This is a genomic window from Stutzerimonas azotifigens, from assembly GCF_013522725.1.
GTDB classification, from domain to species: Bacteria; Pseudomonadota; Gammaproteobacteria; order Pseudomonadales; family Pseudomonadaceae; genus Stutzerimonas; species Stutzerimonas azotifigens_A.
This window is the reverse complement of the sequence record NZ_JAAMRF010000004.1, coordinates 211,176-229,085: the sequence shown is the minus strand read 5'-3', so window position 1 is coordinate 229,085 and position 17,910 is coordinate 211,176. Positions and strand designations below refer to the sequence as shown.

Annotated in this window: 14 protein-coding genes; 5 read left to right on the top strand and 9 right to left on the bottom strand. The window is 65.4% G+C overall.

Going from position 1 to position 17,910, the window contains the following annotated elements; genetic code table 11:
- The first annotated feature begins 678 nt into the window (after positions 1–678).
- Positions 679–2,055, top strand: coding sequence for an L-serine ammonia-lyase (locus G7026_RS09660; RefSeq protein ID WP_181070558.1), 1,377 nt, complete (start codon positions 679–681; stop codon positions 2,053–2,055).
- A 342-nt stretch (positions 2,056–2,397) separates the two neighbouring features.
- Positions 2,398–3,498, top strand: coding sequence for a choline metabolism transcriptional regulator GbdR (locus G7026_RS09655; RefSeq protein ID WP_181070557.1), 1,101 nt, complete (start codon positions 2,398–2,400; stop codon positions 3,496–3,498).
- 3 nt (positions 3,499–3,501) lie between these two features.
- On the opposite strand, the gene G7026_RS09650 is transcribed toward G7026_RS09655, so the two are convergent.
- Positions 3,502–4,422: a choline sulfate utilization transcriptional regulator gene (locus G7026_RS09650; protein WP_181070556.1), complete on the bottom strand. Its 921-nt coding sequence runs from the start codon at positions 4,420–4,422 to the stop codon at positions 3,502–3,504.
- Between the two features lie 113 nt (positions 4,423–4,535).
- Between G7026_RS09650 and betC the strand changes: the two genes are divergently transcribed.
- A complete protein-coding gene (gene betC / locus G7026_RS09645; RefSeq protein ID WP_181070555.1) occupies positions 4,536–6,044 on the top strand; it encodes a choline-sulfatase in 1,509 nt (502 codons plus the stop codon).
- 39 nt (positions 6,045–6,083) lie between these two features.
- Positions 6,084–7,010, top strand: coding sequence for a choline ABC transporter substrate-binding protein (gene choX / locus G7026_RS09640; RefSeq protein WP_181070554.1), 927 nt, complete (start codon positions 6,084–6,086; stop codon positions 7,008–7,010).
- A 157-nt stretch (positions 7,011–7,167) separates the two neighbouring features.
- Here choX (G7026_RS09640) and G7026_RS09635 read toward each other — a convergent pair whose 3' ends face one another.
- The 8 genes from G7026_RS09635 to G7026_RS09600 all read right to left on the bottom strand — a co-directional run bounded on the left by G7026_RS09635 (position 7,168) and on the right by G7026_RS09600 (position 16,732).
- On the bottom strand, positions 7,168–7,413 hold the full coding sequence (locus G7026_RS09635) for a hypothetical protein (RefSeq protein ID WP_181070553.1): 246 nt from the start codon (positions 7,411–7,413) through the stop codon (positions 7,168–7,170).
- A 22-nt stretch (positions 7,414–7,435) separates the two neighbouring features.
- The gene (gene etfB / locus G7026_RS09630; RefSeq protein WP_181070552.1) at positions 7,436–8,209 is read right to left on the bottom strand and encodes an electron transfer flavoprotein subunit beta; all 774 of its coding nucleotides are present in this window, start codon (positions 8,207–8,209) and stop codon (positions 7,436–7,438) included.
- Positions 8,210–8,299: 90 nt separating this feature from the next.
- On the bottom strand, positions 8,300–9,529 hold the full coding sequence (etfA, locus tag G7026_RS09625; protein WP_181070551.1) for an electron transfer flavoprotein subunit alpha: 1,230 nt from the start codon (positions 9,527–9,529) through the stop codon (positions 8,300–8,302).
- 109 nt (positions 9,530–9,638) lie between these two features.
- Positions 9,639–11,618 (bottom strand): dimethylglycine demethylation protein DgcB, encoded by a 1,980-nt coding sequence (dgcB, locus tag G7026_RS09620; RefSeq protein ID WP_181070550.1) that lies wholly within the window; start codon positions 11,616–11,618, stop codon positions 9,639–9,641.
- Between the two features lie 101 nt (positions 11,619–11,719).
- Positions 11,720–13,792 (bottom strand): dimethylglycine demethylation protein DgcA, encoded by a 2,073-nt coding sequence (gene dgcA / locus G7026_RS09615; RefSeq protein WP_181070549.1) that lies wholly within the window; start codon positions 13,790–13,792, stop codon positions 11,720–11,722.
- 106 nt (positions 13,793–13,898) lie between these two features.
- A complete protein-coding gene (locus tag G7026_RS09610) occupies positions 13,899–14,429 on the bottom strand; it encodes a DUF5943 domain-containing protein (RefSeq protein WP_181070548.1) in 531 nt (176 codons plus the stop codon).
- A 137-nt stretch (positions 14,430–14,566) separates the two neighbouring features.
- Entirely contained in the window at positions 14,567–15,544 is a 978-nt protein-coding gene (locus G7026_RS09605; protein ID WP_181070547.1) for a dipeptidase, read from the bottom strand.
- A 240-nt stretch (positions 15,545–15,784) separates the two neighbouring features.
- Positions 15,785–16,732, bottom strand: coding sequence for a GlxA family transcriptional regulator (locus G7026_RS09600; RefSeq protein WP_181070546.1), 948 nt, complete (start codon positions 16,730–16,732; stop codon positions 15,785–15,787).
- Positions 16,733–16,955: 223 nt separating this feature from the next.
- On the opposite strand from G7026_RS09600, the gene choX (G7026_RS09595) reads away from it, so the two are divergent.
- On the top strand, positions 16,956–17,894 hold the full coding sequence (choX, locus tag G7026_RS09595; protein WP_181070545.1) for a choline ABC transporter substrate-binding protein: 939 nt from the start codon (positions 16,956–16,958) through the stop codon (positions 17,892–17,894).
- Positions 17,895–17,910: the final 16 nt, after the last annotated feature.

The following is a 17,910-nucleotide window of genomic DNA, read 5'->3' as shown; positions in this document are numbered from 1 at the left end:
GCTTTCCGTATCCTCTGGCAGTGCTGCGAATCCCGATCCCTGGGCGCTGGACACCTCATCCGAGGTGCGCGAACTTTCGAATATTCTTGTCAGGCAGGCCTCCGGTGGTGGAGGTGCGCCCCTTATGGTGTTCGGGCCGAGGTGGTGGGCCTTGGCCTGTCGCGCGGTGCGACAGAAACGAAATCGGCTGTCTCAAACGATATAGCCTTGGGGACGCGGCAATTGTCGGTTTACGACCCTGACGTGTTGGGCGACGACATGCCTTGCCTATAAAAACCATAACAGATGTTTTTGCCCTGTGGGAAAGCTGGAAGCCGCGCCGGGCGTGGTTTGCAGCTTTCCTAATGGCCTCTGGCCGCCGCCTGGCGGGGGCTGTGGCGGAATCGTAAAAACTGAAATTAATTACGTTTGAATGATCAAAAGGCTTGATGGGTGAGGGTGGTTCGGCGTGTTTCACGCGACCCTGTTCAGTGCTTGAAACGATGGCGGTGACCCACATCGTAGTGTCGAAAACGGGCACCTTGGCGGCACCTTTTTTCAAGTGCGGACATGCGCGCGGACTTCCCTGAAAATGGTCGGCGGTTTTGAGCATGGAGGCGTCGGTGCTGGACGTCGCGGGGGTCTGAAAACCGCGATGATAGATATCTGAATTAACGTGATGCGCGAGCGGAGCAGAGCATGGCTATCAGCGTTTTCGACCTGTTCAAGATCGGCATCGGGCCTTCGAGTTCCCATACGGTCGGGCCCATGCGCGCCGCGGCATTGTTCGTCGGCGCGTTGCGCGAGCGCCGGTTGCTCGAACGCGTGACCCGGCTCGAAGTGCGACTGTACGGGTCGCTGTCGGCGACCGGCGTCGGGCATGGCAGCGACAATGCGGTGGTCTTGGGCTTGATGGGCGAATGGCCGGACCGCATCGATCCGACCTGCATCGGCCCGCGCATCGAGACGCTGAAAAGCGAGCGCCGCCTGCTGCTGGGCGGCGAGCATCCGGTACCCTTCGACTGGCAGCACGATCTGCTGTTGCTCGACGAGAGCCTGCCGTACCACCCCAATGCCATGACCCTGCTGGCCGAAGGCGAGGGCGGCGAGCTGCATCGGGACACCTACTATTCGGTCGGCGGCGGCTTCGTGGTCGATGCCGAGCAGGCTGCCACCGGCAGCCTGGACAGTGACAATACCCGGCTTCCCTACGATTTCAGCAGCGCCGCCCAGCTCCTCGAGCTGTGCCACGCACATGGGCTGAGCATCTCTCAACTGATGCTGGAAAACGAAAAGGCCTGGCGCAGCGAGGACGAGATCCGCGCCGGGCTAAAGACGATCTGGAACGCGATGCGCGACTGTGTGAATCAGGGGCTGCAGCATGAAGGTCTGCTGCCGGGCGGGCTCAACGTGCGACGTCGCGCCGCGCGGTTGCATCGCAGCCTGCAGGAGCTCGGCAAGCCCAACGTGATCGGCTCGACCATGAGTGCGATGGAGTGGGTGAACCTGTTCGCCCTGGCGGTCAACGAGGAGAACGCCGCCGGTGGGCGTATGGTGACCGCGCCCACCAACGGAGCGGCAGGAATCATCCCGGCGGTGCTGCACTACTACGTCAAGTTCAACCCCGACGCCTGCGACGACGACATCGTCCGGTTCTTCCTGGCCGCGGCGGCGATCGGCGTGCTGTGCAAGAAGAACGCCTCGATCTCCGGCGCCGAAGTCGGCTGCCAGGGCGAAGTGGGCTCGGCCTGCGCGATGGCGGCGGCGGGACTCGCCGAAGTCCTGGGCGCCACCCCCGAGCAGGTGGAGAACGCCGCCGAGATCGGCCTGGAGCACAACCTCGGGCTGACCTGCGATCCGGTCGGTGGGTTGGTCCAGGTGCCCTGCATCGAGCGCAACGCGATCGCCGCGGTGAAGGCGATCAACGCTGCGCAGATGGCCTTGCGCGGCGATGGCCAGCACTTCATCTCCCTGGACCGGGTGATTCGTACCATGCGCGATACCGGTGCCGACATGCACGACAAATACAAGGAAACCTCCCGAGGCGGTCTGGCGGTCAACACCATCGAATGTTGAAACAGTGGCTCATTGGGGTGCGGTTTCGCGTGGTTTTGGTGCGGCTGGGCCCCGTGCGGTGATGGCCTTTGGCCGGGCGTTACCGTTCGGCCGGTCTGGCTACTCAGCCTGCGCCAGCGTTGCTACCGAGACTCCCAGCCGCTCTGGCGAGGCCCGTCGCAGGATGAAGGGTCCGACAATACGCAAGGCTCTGTAACGGGGCTTTTGTCGGCTCGGATTTTTTATTGAACGGCTGATCAATTACGGCATAGCTATTGCTTCGTCACCTGGCCCACTGGCCGTAGAGCCAGACGGACCGCCCACCTCCCGCAGGAGGTGCCGCCTGTGCGTGAGGAGACGATGATGGCCCAAGCGAACCAGATCCAGCCCACTGCTGCGCAGCCCCAGTCCATTGGCTTTTTGTTGCTCGACAACTTCACCCTGATCTCCCTGGCCTCGGCGGTCGAACCGCTGCGCATGGCCAACCAGCTCTCCGGTCGCGAACTCTACCGTTGGGTCACCCTGAGTCCGGACGGCAGCCCGGTGCGCGCCAGCGATGGTTTGCAGATCACCCCGGATCTCTCCTTCGCCGATGTGTCCGACCTGAACATGGTCATTGTCTGCGGCGGCGTCGACATCCAGCATGCGGTCAGCCGCGAGCACATGGGCTGGCTGCAGACGCAGGCGCGCAAGGGCCGTCGCCTGGCGGCGGTGTGCACCGGCAGCTGGGCGCTGGCGCGCGCCGGCCTGCTCGACGGCTACGAGTGCAGTGTGCACTGGGAATGCCTGGCGGCCATGCAGGAAGCCTTCCCGCGGGTCGCCCTGACCACGCGGCTGTTCGTCATCGACCGCGATCGCTTCACCTGCTCCGGCGGCACCGCGCCGATGGACCTGATGTTGCACCTGATCGGTCAGCTGCACGGCCGCGAGCTGGCGGCCGCTATCTCCGAGATGTTCATCTACGAGCGCATCCGCAACGAGCAGGATCACCAGCGCGTGCCGCTCAAGCACATGCTCGGCACCAACCAGCCGAAGCTGCAGGAGATCGTCGCGCTGATGGAGGCCAACCTCGAGGAACCGATCGATCTCGACGAGCTGGCCTGCTATGTGGATGTCTCGCGTCGCCAGCTTGAACGGCTGTTCCAGAAGTACCTGCACTGCTCGCCGTCGCGCTACTACCTCAAGCTGCGCCTGATTCGCGCGCGCCAGCTGCTCAAGCAGACGCCGATGTCGATCATCGAGGTTGCGTCGGTCTGCGGGTTCGTCTCCACGCCGCACTTTTCCAAGTGCTACCGGGAATATTTCGGCATTCCGCCGCGCGACGAGCGTTCCGGCCAGGTGCGCAGCAATGTGGTGGCGCTGGTGCCGATCGGCGAGGAGTTGGCGCAGCCGTCGACGTCCTCGGCCCTGGCGGCGCTCACCCGCGCGCGCAGCGAGTCGACCTTCGCCAGCGTGCGCCTCTGAGGCCTACGCCTCGATGCGCTCGTGCTGCAGTTCGGCCTCGAGCCAGTCGACGAAACGCGCCGTCAGCCGCTGACGGCGCTTGCGTTCGGGCAGGATCAGGTAATACCCGAAGGATGAGCGCGCCACGCCCTCGCAGACGCGGCACAGCAGACCCTCGCGCACCAGTTCGTCGACCAGATGCCGCCAGCCGATGGCCACGCCCCGGCCGGCAATGGCCGCCTGGATCAGCAGGGTATAGTTGTCGAAGCGCAGGCTGCCCGGCGTCGGCGCCGCCGCGATGCCGAGCGCGCGAAACAACCCGTTCCAGTCGAACCAGCGCGAGCGCGTTTCCGGGCGCAAGTGCAGTAGCGGCAACCGCTGCAGGTCGCCGATCGACAGCGGCAAGGTCTGCCCGGCCACCAGTTTCGGACTGCAGACCGCGAAGACTTCTTCGGCGAACAGGAGGCGCCCCTCGCCATGCTTGAAACGGCCGTCGCCGAAGCTGATGGCGAGGTCGATTTCCATCGGCAGAGCGCCCAGACCGCGCTCGGAGGTGATCAGGCTGACATCGACGTCCGGGTGCGCCTGATGGAAACGATGCAGTCGCGGCATCAGCCAGTAGGCGGCGAAGGCGAAGTCGGTGCCGACCTGCAACACCTCGCGTTGTGCCTGGGCGGCGACCGAGGCGATGCCGTCGTCGAGTACCTGCAGGCCTTCCTGCACCTGGCGCAGCAGCAACTCGCCGGCATCGGTGAGGACAATGCCGCGGTGCACGCGATCGAACAGGCGGCTGTCGAGCTGCTGCTCGAGTCGCTTGATCTGCTGACTCACCGCCGGCTGGCTGCTGCCGAGCTCATTGGCCGCCGCGGTGAAGCTCAGCTGGCGGCCGGCGGATTCGAACACCAGCAGGCTGTCGAGGGAAATTCCGTGCAGATGGGGATGCATAACAAAATGTTATCCGAAGCATGAGCTCTAGGCAGGTTTACGCGCCGTTATGTTAGCTAACATCATGGGGTACGCACTGTCGCATAAATTTTTCGTATGCAGAGCGGAGGACCATGAAACGCCCTAACATTCTTTTCATCATGGCGGACCAGATGGCAGCGCCGTTACTGCCCCTGCACGATGCGGCCTCGCCCGTGCGCCTGCCCAACCTGATGCGTCTGGCGAGCGAGGGCGTGGTGTTCGATGCCGCCTATTGCAACAGTCCGCTGTGCGCACCGTCGCGTTTCACCCTGGTCAGCGGCCAATTGCCGTCGAAGATCGGCGCCTACGACAACGCCGCCGACCTGCCCGCGGATGTGCCGACCTACGCTCACTACCTGCGGCGCCTCGGCTACCGCACGGCGTTGTCCGGCAAGATGCATTTCTGTGGTCCGGACCAGCTGCACGGCTACGAGGAGCGCCTGACCAGCGACATCTACCCGGCCGACTACGGCTGGGTGGTGAACTGGGATGAGCCCGAGCAGCGCCTGAGTTGGTACCACAACATGTCTTCGGTGTTGCAGGCCGGACCCTGCGTGCGTACCAACCAGCTGGATTTCGATGAAGAGGTGGTGTTCAAGGCCCAGCAGTACCTCTACGACCATGTCCGCGGCGAGGGTGACCGGCCGTTCTGCCTGACCGTGTCGATGACCCATCCGCACGATCCGTACACCATCCCCGAGCCGTTCTGGAGCCTCTACCGCGCCGACGAGATCCCGCTGCCCCGCCATACGCTTTCGCAGTACCAGCAGGACCCGCACTCGCAGCGGCTGCTCAAGGTCATCGACCTCTGGGACCGGGAGCTGCCGGAGCAGAAGATTCGCGATGCCCGTCGCGCCTACTTCGGCGCCTGCAGTTACATCGACGCCAATATCGGCAAGCTGCTGGCGACGCTGGAGGCGTGCGGTCTGGCCGAAGACACCATCGTGGTGTTCTCCGGCGACCATGGCGACATGCTTGGCGAGCGGGGCCTCTGGTACAAGATGCACTGGTTCGAAATGGCCGCGCGGGTGCCGCTGCTGGTGCACGCCCCGTCGCGCTTCACCCCCGCGCGGGTCAGCCAGGCGGTCTCGACCGTCGATCTGCTGCCCACCCTGGTCGAGCTGGCCGGTGGCCGCGTCGACGAGCGCCTGCCGCTCGATGGGCGATCGCTGATCCCGCATTTGCAGGGCGATGGCGGGCACGACGAGGTCTTCGGCGAATACATGGGCGAGGGCACCGTGGCGCCGCTGATGATGATCCGCCGCGGCGACTGGAAGTTCGTCTACAGCGAACTCGACCCGCTGATGCTGTTCGACCTGCGCAACGACCCGCAGGAGCTGGAAAACCTCGCCGGGTCGGCCGAGCACCGGCAGATCCTTGAGGGTTTCATCGAGCAGGCGCGCAACCGCTGGAACATGAGCGCCATCCATCAGGCTACCCTGGACAGCCAGCGTCGCCGTCGGCTGGTCGGCGAGGCGCTGCGAAGCGGCAAGCTCACCAGCTGGGATCACCAACCCATGGTCGACGCCAGCCAGCAATACATGCGCAACCATATCGACCTCGACGATCTGGAGCGCCGCGCCCGTTTCCCACGGCCCTGAGGGGCCTACGAGCGCAGATAACCAAGCAAGGAGAGAGTGATGAAGACGACACGAGCAGCATGGGCCCTCGGGCTGGCATTGACCGCAGGCAGCCTGTCGGCCCATGCCGAGGAGGCGTCATGCGCCACCGTGACCCTGGGCGATCCGGGCTGGAGCGACATCGCGGTCACCAATGGCATCGCCCGTTTCGTGCTCGAGGGGCTCGGTTACAAGGTGCAGAGCTCGACCCTGGCGGTGCCGATCATCTTCGCCGGGCTGCAGAAGGGCCAGGTGGACGTCTTCCTCGGCAACTGGATGCCCGCCCAGCAGAGCCATTACGACAAGCTGGTCGCCAGCGGTGAGCTCGACGAGGTCGCGGAGAATCTCAGCGGTACCGAGTACACCCTGGCCGTGCCGGCCTACGCCTACGAGGCGGGGGTCAAGACCTTCGCCGATCTGGACGCCCACGCCAGCCGCTTCAACAACACCATCTACGGCATCGGCGCGGGCTCGCCGGCCAACGAGTCGATCAAGGAAATGATCGCCGCCGACGAGTTCGGCCTCGGTGACTGGAAACTGGTGGAGTCCAGCGAACAGGCGATGCTGGTGCAGGTGGGGCGGGCGGTCAGACGCGACCAGTTCGTGGTCTTCCTCGGCTGGACCCCGCATCCGATGAACGTGCAGTTCGACATGCGCTACCTCAAGGGCGGCGAGAAGTACTTCGGTGAGAGCGGCAGCGTGAACACCCTGACGCGCAAGGGCTATGCGGCGCAGTGCCCCAATGTCGGCGCCTTGCTGAAGAACCTGACGTTCACCCAGGACATGGAGAACAGCATCATGCAGCAGGTCGACAGCAAGCAGGCGTCCCACGACGGCGCGGTCAAGGCCTGGTTGCAGGCCAACCCACAGGTGCTCGACGGCTGGCTCGACGGCGTCCAGACCCGCGATGGCGAGAGTGGGCTCGAGGCGGTGAAGGCGAAGTTGTGATTGGCTGAAGGGCGGCCTCGCCCTTTAGAGCTTTCTGTGTGGTGGATAAGATCGAGCGGGGCATTATTCGTAGGAGCGGTCGGGGACGCCTAGTCTTGACCGCGAATGGAGCGCCGAATCCTTCGCGGTCGAGACCGCCCAACGCAAACCTCGCCAATCAGCGCGGCACCAGTGCTGGCAGCAGGTTGCGGGAAATCGCCTCGCGCACGGCCGGTAGCAGGGTAGCGCTGCTGCCGAGCAGTTCCTCCACCAGCCGGCGCAAGGCCAGCGCGCGTTCGCCATCGAGTCCGGTCACGGCCAGCTCGCAGGCGCGCTCCGGGCTCGATCCCGGTGGAATCGCCAGGCCAAGCGCCACCAGGCGTTCGCGAAAATCCTCGGCGTCGATCAGGTCGGCATGCATCATGGTTCTTCCTCCACGGTCAGTGCTAACGCAGCACCCCTTCGTCCAGCAGCACATTGAAGATAGCCTCTGCCGCGGCCTGCGGCGAAACCCCTTCGAGCGTCTGGCCACCCCCTCCGGTGGCCTTGCGGGTGGCGGCGCGCATGCGCTCGGCGGCGCTGCCGGCGCTCACCACCTTCAGGCGCTTGGGGCGCAGGCGGGCCGGTTGCAGCGTGGCAACGGAGAGCAGGGGATCGACGGCCGGCGCGGATTCCTGAGCCTGCAACTGGCCTCGGCGTGCCGGGCCGAAGGCGCTCTGGCGCGCCGCCGGTGCGCCGTTGTCGACGCTGGCCAGAAACGGCAGGCGCACCCGCAGCCGTCTGCGCTGGCCGCGGGGCAGGGCCTGCAACACCAGCGCCTGGCCGTTCTCTACGGATTCGATGTCCGCCAGACCGACCACCAGCGGCCAGCCGAGCCGTTCGGCCAACAGGTACGGCAGCATGCCGGAGCCTTCGCCGGTTTCCGCCTGGCTCCCGGTCAGGACCAGTTGCGCGGGCGAGTTCGCCAGGTGCTCGACCAGCGCCGGAAGGGCATCGGCCCGTGGTGGCTGTTCGAGCACGGTCAACCTGGGCAATCCCATGCCGAGATAGGCGCGCAAGGCCTCGTCGGCGACATCGCCGGCATGCACCACCTGCAACTGCTCGCCAGCCAGCCGCAGGCCGAGTTCGACGGCGCGGGCGTCCTGCTCGGCGCGGCGAGGGCGGCCGGAGGTGGGGTGAGCGCCGACCGAAACCAGTGCGACGACGTGCAGATCAGTCATGGCTGAGCTCCGTAGGGTGGATCACGTTCCACCGATCCACCGTGGCGGTCCATGGGGGTGGCGAACGTGAATAACGCCGCCCATCCAAGGTCAAGCCGCATCACGTCTCCCTCCCTGTCGATGGGCGGCGACGCGCTCGATCAGCGCCTGGAGGATCGCAGCCGAATCGCCGACGACCGCGAGGTCGGCACGCTTGAGCATGTCGCAGCCAGGGTCGAGGTTGACCGCGATGACCTTTTCGCAGGCGCCGATGCCTTGCAGGTGCTGGATCGCCCCGGAGATCCCGACCGCCAGGTAGACCCGCGCGGTAACCCAGGTACCGGTGGCGCCGACCTGCCGCGCGCGCGGCATATGGCCGTCGTCCACCGCCACCCGCGACGCGCCTTCGGTGGCGCCGAGGATGGCCGCGGCACGGTGGAACAGGTTCCAGTCGGTGATGCCATTGCCGCCGGACAGGATGAATTCAGCCTCGGCCAGCGGGATCTGCGACGGGTCGACGGCGACCGCGCCGAGGTCTTCCATGCGCGGCAGATGGCTGATCACGGGCGCGGGCAGTTCGACCTGGCGGGCCTCGTGGCGGGTATCGCTGACCGGCTCGGCGCATTCGGCGGAAGCAAGGACCAGACGCGGCGTAGGCTGGACAAGGTCCTCGCGGCCGGCACCGGCGCGGCTGCTGCAGAACCCGTCGCGCATTTGCCAGACACGCGTGGCCGGCCGTTCGCCAAGGCTCGCCGCCAGGCGCCGGCCGAGCTCGCCGCCACCGCTGCGGCTGTCGGGCAACAGCCAGTGGCGCGGCGCGAAGCCGCTCTCAACCGCGCGAAGGGCGAGCAGGCGCTGCTCTGGGCAATAGCCGTCATAGGCATCGCCCTCCAGGATCAGCAAACGGTCGGCGCCGGCGGTGTCGAAGGCGTCTTCCCTGAGCTGGCCGAAGACCACGGCCAGCACCGCGCCGGTAGCGCCGGCCAGCTGCCGGGCAAGGCCGAACACATCCCGGTCATGGCTGCCGAGGCGGCCACCGACCATGTCCGGCACCACGGCCACCAGATGGCTCGGCTGCTCGACGAGGTGCAGCGGCAAGCGCACCGCCGTTTCTGGCGCACTGCGCTTCTGCCCGCCGCCTTGCTCGGCGCCGGAACGGTCGATGCGTTTGAGGCCGCTGGGGCCGACGAACCCGGCCGCGAGGGCGTGGGGGTTCTTGCGGATCAGCCCGTTGGGGCCCATCCAGCGGGTGTCGCTTTTCTGCATCGCTGCGTGCAAGGGATGCAGGCGGTTGCGGGCGATCCACTCGGCACGCGGGTCGCGGCGGATGATGTCGCTCATGACGGGATCTCCGGGGCTGGGCGGGGTGCGCGTTGTCGACTTTTGGAGGGGCGTAAAGGCGGGGCCAGGGGCACCCGGCTTAGGCGTGAGGGGAACCCGCGAGCCACCATCACTGTACCTCCGCGACTTCACGCGCCGCCGGCGCGGACGGCTTTACCGGTGCGTCCGGCTCGATCAGCGCTTCGGCCACCAGCTCGGCGATGTCCTTGACCTCGGGGCGCGGGCCGACCACGCCTTCGAGCATGGCGGTGCATTGCGGACAGCCCACGGCCACCAGTTCGGCACCGGTCTCGCGAATGTCGGCCATGCGCATGTCGGGTATTCGCTGGGTGCCGGGGATGTCGGTGATCGGTGCGCCACCGCCCCCTCCGCAGCAGCGCGAGCGAAAGCCCGAGCGCTGCATCTCGCTGACCTCGATACCGGTGGCCTTGAGCACGGCGCGCGGCGCCTCGTATTCGCCGTTGTAGCGGCCGAGGTAGCAGGGGTCATGATAGGTCACCCGGCTGGCCTTGCTCTGGCCGAGCCTGAGCGCGCCGTGGCGCACCAGCTCGTCGATGAAGGTGCTGTGGTGCATCACCTCGTAGTGGCCACCAAGGGCGCCGTACTCGTTCTTCAGCACATGGAAGCTGTGGGGGTCGCAGGTGACGATCCGTGCGAAGCGGTAGCCGGACAGGGTGGCGATGTTGCGCCTGGCCAGCGTCTGGAAGGTGGCTTCATCGCCGAGGCGGCGGGCCAGGTCTCCGCTGTCGCGTTCTTCCAGGCCGAGCACGGCGAAATCGACGTGCGCCGCGCGCAGGATCTTCACGAATGCGCGCAGGGAGCGCTGGTTGCGCATGTCGAAAGCGCCGTCGCCGACCCAGAACAGCACCTCGGCCGAGTGTTGCTCGCTCATCAGCGGCAGATCGAGGTCGGCCGCCCAGTTGAGCCGGCCGCCGGGTGCGAAGCCACCGGGGTTGTCGGTGGCGATCAGGTTGTCCAGCACCTCCGCCCCCTTGCCCGGCGTGGCGCCTTTTTCCAGCGTCAGGTGCCGGCGCATGTCGACGATGGCATCGACGTGCTCGATCATCATCGGGCATTCCTCCACGCAGGCGCGGCAGGTGGTGCACGACCACAGGGTGTCGGCTTCGAGCAGGCCCCCGGCCCCGGCCACAACGATCGGCTGGTCAGGTGCGCCAGCGTGCTCACCGACCGGAATTCCGGGGTAGGGGCTGCCGAAGTAGGCCTTGTCGCTGCCGCCGGCGAGGCCCACGACCATGTCCTGGATGAGCTTTTTCGGGTTCAACGGCTGGCCTGCGGCGAACGCCGGGCACATGGCTTCGCAACGTCCGCATTGCACGCAGGCGTCGAAGCCGAGCAGCTGGTTCCAGGTGAAGTCGCGGGGTTTGCCTACCCCGAGCGGTGCCGCAATGTCCTCGAAATCCAGCGCTTTGAGCCCACTGGAGCGCGCTGCGCTGGCGTTGTGCGGCGCCCGGAAACGCTCCGGACGCCGGTGCCAGGCCAAATGCAATGCCCCGGCGAAGGCGTGCTTCATCGGCCCGCCCCAGGCCATGCCGAAGAAGAGTTCGGACACGCCCCAGGCCACCCCGACAGCAAGAATCACCGCCATCAGCCAGCCACCGAAACCCTCTGGCAGAATGCCCGCAACCGGCAGCGTGGCGAGGAAGAAGCTCGCTGCGAACATCAGCAGGCTTTTCGGCAGGCGCATCCAGGGGCCTTTCGACAGGCGTGAGGGCGGGTTACGGCGGCGTCTGGCGACGAACAGGGCGCCGACGAACATCAGCGCTGTGGCCGCCAGCAGGGCGAAGCCAAGGATGCGGGCGTGCAGGCCGAAGCCGTGTACGACCACGGCGAGCAGCGCTGCGAGCACGAAACCGCCGGCAGTGGCCACGTGGGTGCGGGACATGTACTTGTCGCGTTCGACCACGTGGTGCAGGTCTACCAGGTAGCGCCGCGGCATCTTCATCAGCCCGCCGAGCCAGTCGACCGGCGCAGGACGCCCGCGGCGCCACATAGAGAATCGCTTCACTGCACCGAGTACGGCCAGGCCCAGGGCGGCGGAGAGCAGAATCTGAAGTATCGTATCAAGCATTGCAGCTCACCCGATCTGGAGAGCTGGAAGTCGGAAGCCGGAAGCTGGAAGCGGTTCGGTCGCTTTTCACTTTCAGCCTCAAGCGTCCAGCTTCAAGCTTCTTAGAAGTCCTTGCACAGCCGCAGCGCGTCGTAGATCGCCGCGTGGGTATTGCGCTGGGCCACGCAGTCGCCGATGCGGAACAGCAGGTAGCCGCTGGCCGTCCCGTCGTCGAGGCTCGCCAGACAGGGCTGCGGTTCGATGGCGAACAACGCGTCGATGTCGATCTGGCCCTTGTTTAGCGAGCCTTCCTTGAGGGCGTAGTACAGCGACTCGTCCGGGCGCACGCCGTTTTCGACGACAATCTGGTCCACGACGCGTTCCTCCCTGGCACCGGTGTATTCGTTCTCCAGCACCGCAACCTTCTTGTCGCCCTCGGCGTAAACCTTCTCCAGCATCAGGTCGCCGGTCATGATCACGTCCTTGGGGTACAGGCTGCGGTAGTAGGTGGGGAAGCTGGTGCCGCCAACGGCCACGCCCGGTTTGATGTCATCGGTGACGATCTCGACCTGGCTTCCCTTGTCGGCGATGAAGTCGGCCACCGACATCCCGGTGAATTCGCAGATGGTGTCGTAGACCAGCACGTTCTTGCCCGGGGCCACCTTGCCGCTGAGGATGTCCCAGCTGCTGACCACCAGCCCTTCGGACGCGCCCCAGTGCTCGACCTGTTCGAGGAACGGATGACCGCCATTGGCGAGGACAACGATGTCGGCGCGCAGGTCAGCAATGGTGTCCACATCCGCCGTAGTGCCCAGCCTCAGGTCTATTCCTAAACGCGCAAACTCCAGTTGGTACCAGCGGGTGATGCCGGCGATCTGGTCACGTTGTGGAGCTTTCGAGGCCAGGGTGATCTGGCCACCCAACTGCTCCTGCTTCTCGAAAAGCGTCACGTCGTGGCCGCGTTCGGCGCAGACGCGTGCGGCCTCCATCCCGGCCGGACCACCGCCGACGATCACCACCTTGCGCTTGGGGCCTGTGGACTTTTCGATGATGTGCGGCACGCCCATGTACTCGCGGCTGGTCGCGGCGTTCTGGATGCACAGCACGTCCAGGCCCTGGTACTGGCGGTCGATGCAGTAGTTGGCGCCGACGCACTGCCGGATCTGGTCGACCTGGCCCATCCTGATCTTGGCGATCAGGTGCGGATCGGCGATGTGCGCGCGGGTCATGCCGACCATGTCCACGTAGCCGCCTTCGAGGATGCGCGTGGCCTGGTTCGGGTCCTTGATGTTCTGCGCATGCAGCACCGGCACCTTGACCACTTCCTTGATGCCGGCCGCCAGATGCAGGAAGGGCTCTGGCGGATAGCTCATGTTGGGAATGACGTTGGCCAAGGTGTTGTGGGTGTCGCACCCTGATCCGACCACCCCGATGAAATCGATCATGCCGGTGGCGTCGTAATAGGCCGCGATCTGCTTCATGTCCTCGTGGGAGAGGCCATCGGGATGGAATTCGTCGCCGCAGATGCGCATGCCCACGCAGAAGTCATCGCCCACCTCGGCGCGTACGGCCTTGAGCACTTCCAGGCCGAAGCGCATGCGGTTCTCGAAGCTGCCGCCCCATTCGTCGGTGCGCTTGTTCACCCGCGGCGACCAGAACTGGTCGATCAGGTGCTGGTGCACGGCCGAGAGCTCGACGCCGTCCAGGCCGCCTTCCTTGGCGCGCCGGGCGGCTTGGGCGAAGTTTCCGATCACCCGCTGGATCTCTTCGGGCTCGATGGTCTTGCAGGTGGCACGGTGTACCGGTTCGCGGATGCCGGAGGGCGACATCAAGGTCGGCCAGTGGCCGCCGTCCCAGCGCGAACGGCGACCCATGTGGGTAATCTGGATCATGATCTTGGCGCCATGCTTGTGCATGGCGTCGGCCAGGTTCTGGAAGTGCGGAATGATCCGGTCGGTGGAGAGGTTCACCGAGGACCACCAGTGCTGCGGACTGTCGATCGCGACCACCGAGGAGCCGCCGCAGATGGCCAGGCCGATGCCACCCTTGGCCTTTTCCTCGTAGTACTTCACGTAGCGCTCGGTGGTCATGCCGCCGTCGGTGGCGTAGACCTCGGCGTGCGCGGTCGAGAGCACCCGGTTGCGAATGGTGAGCTTGCCGATCTGGATCGGCTGGAACATTGCTTCGAAGGCCATTTTCCTTTTCCTCGATTCGGCTACTGCGCGCTCACGCTGCGCGGCGTGTCTGCGTAGGGTGGATGGCCGAAGCCATCCACCAGGGCCGGTGTCGCAGATCGTTCGGTTACAGCGGCCGGGTCACGAACAGCCCGTCGTCGTGGCCGTCCTCGGCGCCGCTGTATTCCTGCACGGTCACCGTGCGGATCGGACTGCCGGCGGCGGCGAGAATCTGGTCCAGGGCGCCGGAAAACCAGCCGGTGAACATGTAATCCACCTTGCGATTGACCTTGCCGTACACGTACACGAAGGCGGAGTGGCGCAGGCGCACCTGGGCGGTGCCTTTGGCGAGGTCCAGCTCCTGGATGTCGAACAGCCCCCAGCCGCGCTGCGAGATGCGCTTCATGTAGTGCTCGAACACCGCCGCGCCTTCGAGCCCGTGGCACTCCGCTTCCTTCTCGCACCAGTGCCAGGCGGACGTGTAGCCGGCCTTGTAGAGGATCTCGGCGTATTTCTCGGCGCCGAGCACCTCCTCGATGCCCCTGTGGTTGTTGACGAAGAAGTGGCGGGGCACATAGAGCATCGGCAGCGCATCGGTGGTCCAGACGCCGGTCTCGTCGTCGACCTGGATGGGCATTTCGGGGGCGTGGCTGGGCATGAGGAACACTCCGGATTCAAGTCAGGCGTAGGGTGGATGGCCGCAGCCATCCACCGCGAAGTTGGTCGTGCCGCGAAGGACCTGCGAGGCCCCGAACCGCAAGGTGGATGAGGCTTCGCCGTCATCCACCCTACGGGCTATTCATGCCAGACGTCGGCAAGCACCCTGACCCAGTTCTCGCCCATCACCTTGCGCACGGTGCGCTCGGACATGCCCCGTTTGAGGAGCGTCTCGGTGAGGTTGGGAAATTCGCCCACGGTGCGGATGCCCAGCGGGTTGACGATCTTGCCGAAGCTGGTCAGGCGCCGGGCGTAGCCCTTGTCGTGGGTCAGCCACTCGAAGAAGTCCTGGCCATGGCCCTGGGTGAAGTCGGTGCCGATGCCGATGCTGTCTTCGCCGACGATGTTCATTACGTATTCGATGGCTTCGGCGTAGTCGTCGATGGTCGAATCGATGCCCTTGGCGAGGAAGGGCGCGAACATGGTCACGCCGACGAAGCCGCCGTGGTCGGCGATGAACTTCAGCTCCTCGTCGGACTTGTTGCGCGGATGTTCCTTCAGGCCCGAGGGCAGGCAGTGGGAATAGCAGACCGGTTTCTTCGAGGCGAGGATGACTTCCTCGCTGGTCTTGCTGCCGACGTGGGAGAGGTCGCACATGATGCCGACACGGTTCATTTCGGCGACCACCTCGTGGCCGAAGCCGGACAGCCCGCCGTCGCGCTCGTAGCAGCCGGTGCCGACCAGGTTCTGGGTGTTGTAGCACAGCTGCACGATGCCCACGCCGAGCTGCTTGAACACCTCCACGTAGCCCAGCTGGTCCTCGAAGGCGTGGGCGTTCTGGAAGCCGAACAGGATGCCGGTCTTGCCCAGCTCCTTGGCCTTGCGGATATCGGCGGTCGAGCGGACCTGCAGCACCAGATCGGCGTTGTCGCGGATCAGCTTCTGGCTGGCGGCAATGTTGTTCACCGTGGCCTGGAAACCCTCCCAGACAGAGACCGTGCAGTTGGCCGCGCTGAGGCCGCCGCGGCGCATGTCCTCGAAGAGTTCACGGTTCCATTTGGCGATGATCAGGCCGTCAATGACGATGCTGTCAGCGTGCAGTTCGGCTGGGCTCATCAGGCTATCCCCTAGGCGTCGCGACCGATCCGAAGCGTCGGTGCTTTGGAGAGAGCTTATCCGCGGGGGGCGCGGCGACCGGGTGCAAAAGCGACCGAGGGTTTGCCGAAAGCGTCAAGGCGAGGTCGCGGATGGACAAGCCGGCCGAGCCGTCCCCAGGCGCGGCCTGATGCAGAGTGGCCTTTGCTGGAAACGGCCTTGGCGGTGAAGAAGTCCAGCGGAGATCGCTGCCGCAAGTGCTTAGCTGACAGGTCGTTCGTGACGGTCACGGCTGGGGCTGGCGGCGAAATGCTTGCGGTAGCAGCGCGAGAAGTAGGAGGCCGATTCGAAGCCGCAGGCAAGTCCTACTTCCAGAACGCTGAGGTCGCTCTGGCGCAGCAGCTGGCGGGCCTTGCCTAGTCGCAGACCGAGGTAAAACGCCGAGGGGGTGCTGTTCAGATGATGGCGGAACAACCGTTCCAGTTGGCGCACGGTGACGCCAACGCGTCCGGCCAGTATCTCGCAGGGCAGAGGCTCCTCGCAGTGACGCTCCATCTCGGCAATGACCTTGACCAGCTTCTTGTTGTGCAGGTCGTAGCGGCTGGCGACCTGCATGCGCTGGTGATCCTGGTGGGTGCGGATGCGACCGAGGACGAACTGTTCGGATACCTGCACCGCAAGGGCCTCGCCGTGGTCCTGAGCGATCAGCGAGAGCATCAGGTCAAGGCTGCTGGTGCCGCCGGCGCTGGTGATGCGCCGACCATCGATTTCGAACAGCTCCTGCGTGACCTGCAGGCTCGGATAGCGTTCGCGAAAGGCCTCGATGGCCTCCCAATGCAGGGTCAGGCGCTGGCGCTGGAACAGTCCGGCTTCGGCCAGTACGAAACTACCGGTGTCGATGCCTCCGAGCACTTTCAGCTGCTGCTCGCGGCGGTGTAGCCAGTGGCCCAGGCGGTTGTGGTAATGCGCCAGTGGCTCGAAGCCGGCGACCACGAACAACGCATCGAGCGCGTCGGCTAGCTCCAGGCTGCCGTCGACGTTGAGCGACATGCCGTTGCTCGCCGCAACCGCCACGCCGTCCTGGCTGACCAAGCGCCAGCGATACAGCTCGCCGCGAAAGCGGTTGGCCACGCGCAGCGGCTCGATGGCTGACATCAGGCCCATCATGGAGAAGCCTGGCAAGAGCAGGAAGGCGAGGGTCTGGGGCATTGGGTTCGTCCAGGTTGACCATCAATAAGTGCCGGACGCCAGTATCGCGCAAAGCGTCTATGTCGCTATAGGTCAATAAAGGGTCGGATAAAGTACCATTTTCCTCTGGCACCGCGCGTAAGGTGATTTCCTCGGGCAACCGGAGTACCCGAGCACGGTGGGGGTCATGAGGCCTCTAGAACAACGAGAGCAAAACCGCTGTGACACGATGAGGAGCATCTAAATGAAAGGTCGTATCGCCCTGGCCACGTGCTGCATCCTGAGCGTATTCAGTTCTTCGCTGTTGGCCGATGACGCCAGCTGCAAAACAGTGCGCCTCGGTGCCGTCGGTTGGACCGATGTGGTCGCCACCAGCGCTGTCGCCACAGAGTTGCTGCAAGGGCTCGGCTACGAAACCAAGCAGACCCAGGCCTCGCAACAGATCGTCTTCGCCGGTATCCAGCGGGGCCAGATCGACGCCTTTCTCGGCTACTGGAAGCCAATCATGGACGACAACATCAAACCCTTTCTCGACGCTGGCGCGGTCAAGGTAGCTGCTCAGCCATCGCTGAGCGATGCCGTGGCAGTGCTTGCCGTGCCCAGTTACACCGCCGACAAGGGGCTCAAGACGCTGGCCGATATCGCCCGCTTCAAGGACGAGCTGGACGGCAAGATCTACGGCATCGAAGCCGGCTCCGGCGCCAACACGGCGATCCAGAAGATGATCGATAGCAATCAGTTCGGCCTCGGCGGGTTCGAGCTGGTCGAGTCCAGCGAGGCCGGCATGCTCGCCGCCGTCAGTCGCGCGGTGAGGAACGATAAGCCGGTCGTGTTCTTCGGCTGGAAACCGCATCCGATGAACCTGTCCATGCCGATCACCTACCTGACCGGTACCGACGACGTATTCGGCCCCAACGACGGAGCTGCCACCGTTTCCACCGTTACCGCACCGGATTACGCCGAGCGCTGCCCCAACGCCAATCGTCTGCTCACCGGCCTGCGCTTCACCAGCGCCCAGGAGGCCGAGCTGATGCAGCCGATCATGGATCGCGTGGCGCCGGCCAAGGCGGCACGCGACTGGCTCAAGGCAAACCCGCGAGTGGTCGAGGGCTGGCTGGCCGGTGTCACCACCTTCGATGGCGAGCCGGGCGCACCCGCGGTGGTCGCCACACTCGGCAACTGAGCCTGACGCCGGGCGC

Bases quoted from the DNA above. Each gene is read 5' to 3' on its own strand.
- choX (WP_181070554.1), top strand. From the start codon at position 6,084: ATGAAGACGACACGAGCAGCATGGGCCCTCGGGCTGGCATTGACCGCA.
- G7026_RS09600 (WP_181070546.1), bottom strand. From the start codon at position 16,732: ATGCCCCAGACCCTCGCCTTCCTGCTCTTGCCAGGCTTCTCCATGATG.
- choX (WP_181070545.1), top strand. From the start codon at position 16,956: ATGAAAGGTCGTATCGCCCTGGCCACGTGCTGCATCCTGAGCGTATTC.
- betC (WP_181070555.1), top strand. From the start codon at position 4,536: ATGAAACGCCCTAACATTCTTTTCATCATGGCGGACCAGATGGCAGCG.
- G7026_RS09650 (WP_181070556.1), bottom strand. From the start codon at position 4,422: ATGCATCCCCATCTGCACGGAATTTCCCTCGACAGCCTGCTGGTGTTC.
- dgcB (WP_181070550.1), bottom strand. From the start codon at position 11,618: ATGCTTGATACGATACTTCAGATTCTGCTCTCCGCCGCCCTGGGCCTG.
- dgcA (WP_181070549.1), bottom strand. From the start codon at position 13,792: ATGGCCTTCGAAGCAATGTTCCAGCCGATCCAGATCGGCAAGCTCACC.
- G7026_RS09655 (WP_181070557.1), top strand. From the start codon at position 2,398: ATGGCCCAAGCGAACCAGATCCAGCCCACTGCTGCGCAGCCCCAGTCC.
- etfA (WP_181070551.1), bottom strand. From the start codon at position 9,529: ATGAGCGACATCATCCGCCGCGACCCGCGTGCCGAGTGGATCGCCCGC.
- G7026_RS09610 (WP_181070548.1), bottom strand. From the start codon at position 14,429: ATGCCCAGCCACGCCCCCGAAATGCCCATCCAGGTCGACGACGAGACC.
- G7026_RS09635 (WP_181070553.1), bottom strand. From the start codon at position 7,413: ATGATGCATGCCGACCTGATCGACGCCGAGGATTTTCGCGAACGCCTG.
- G7026_RS09660 (WP_181070558.1), top strand. From the start codon at position 679: ATGGCTATCAGCGTTTTCGACCTGTTCAAGATCGGCATCGGGCCTTCG.
- G7026_RS09605 (WP_181070547.1), bottom strand. From the start codon at position 15,544: ATGAGCCCAGCCGAACTGCACGCTGACAGCATCGTCATTGACGGCCTG.
- etfB (WP_181070552.1), bottom strand. From the start codon at position 8,209: ATGACTGATCTGCACGTCGTCGCACTGGTTTCGGTCGGCGCTCACCCC.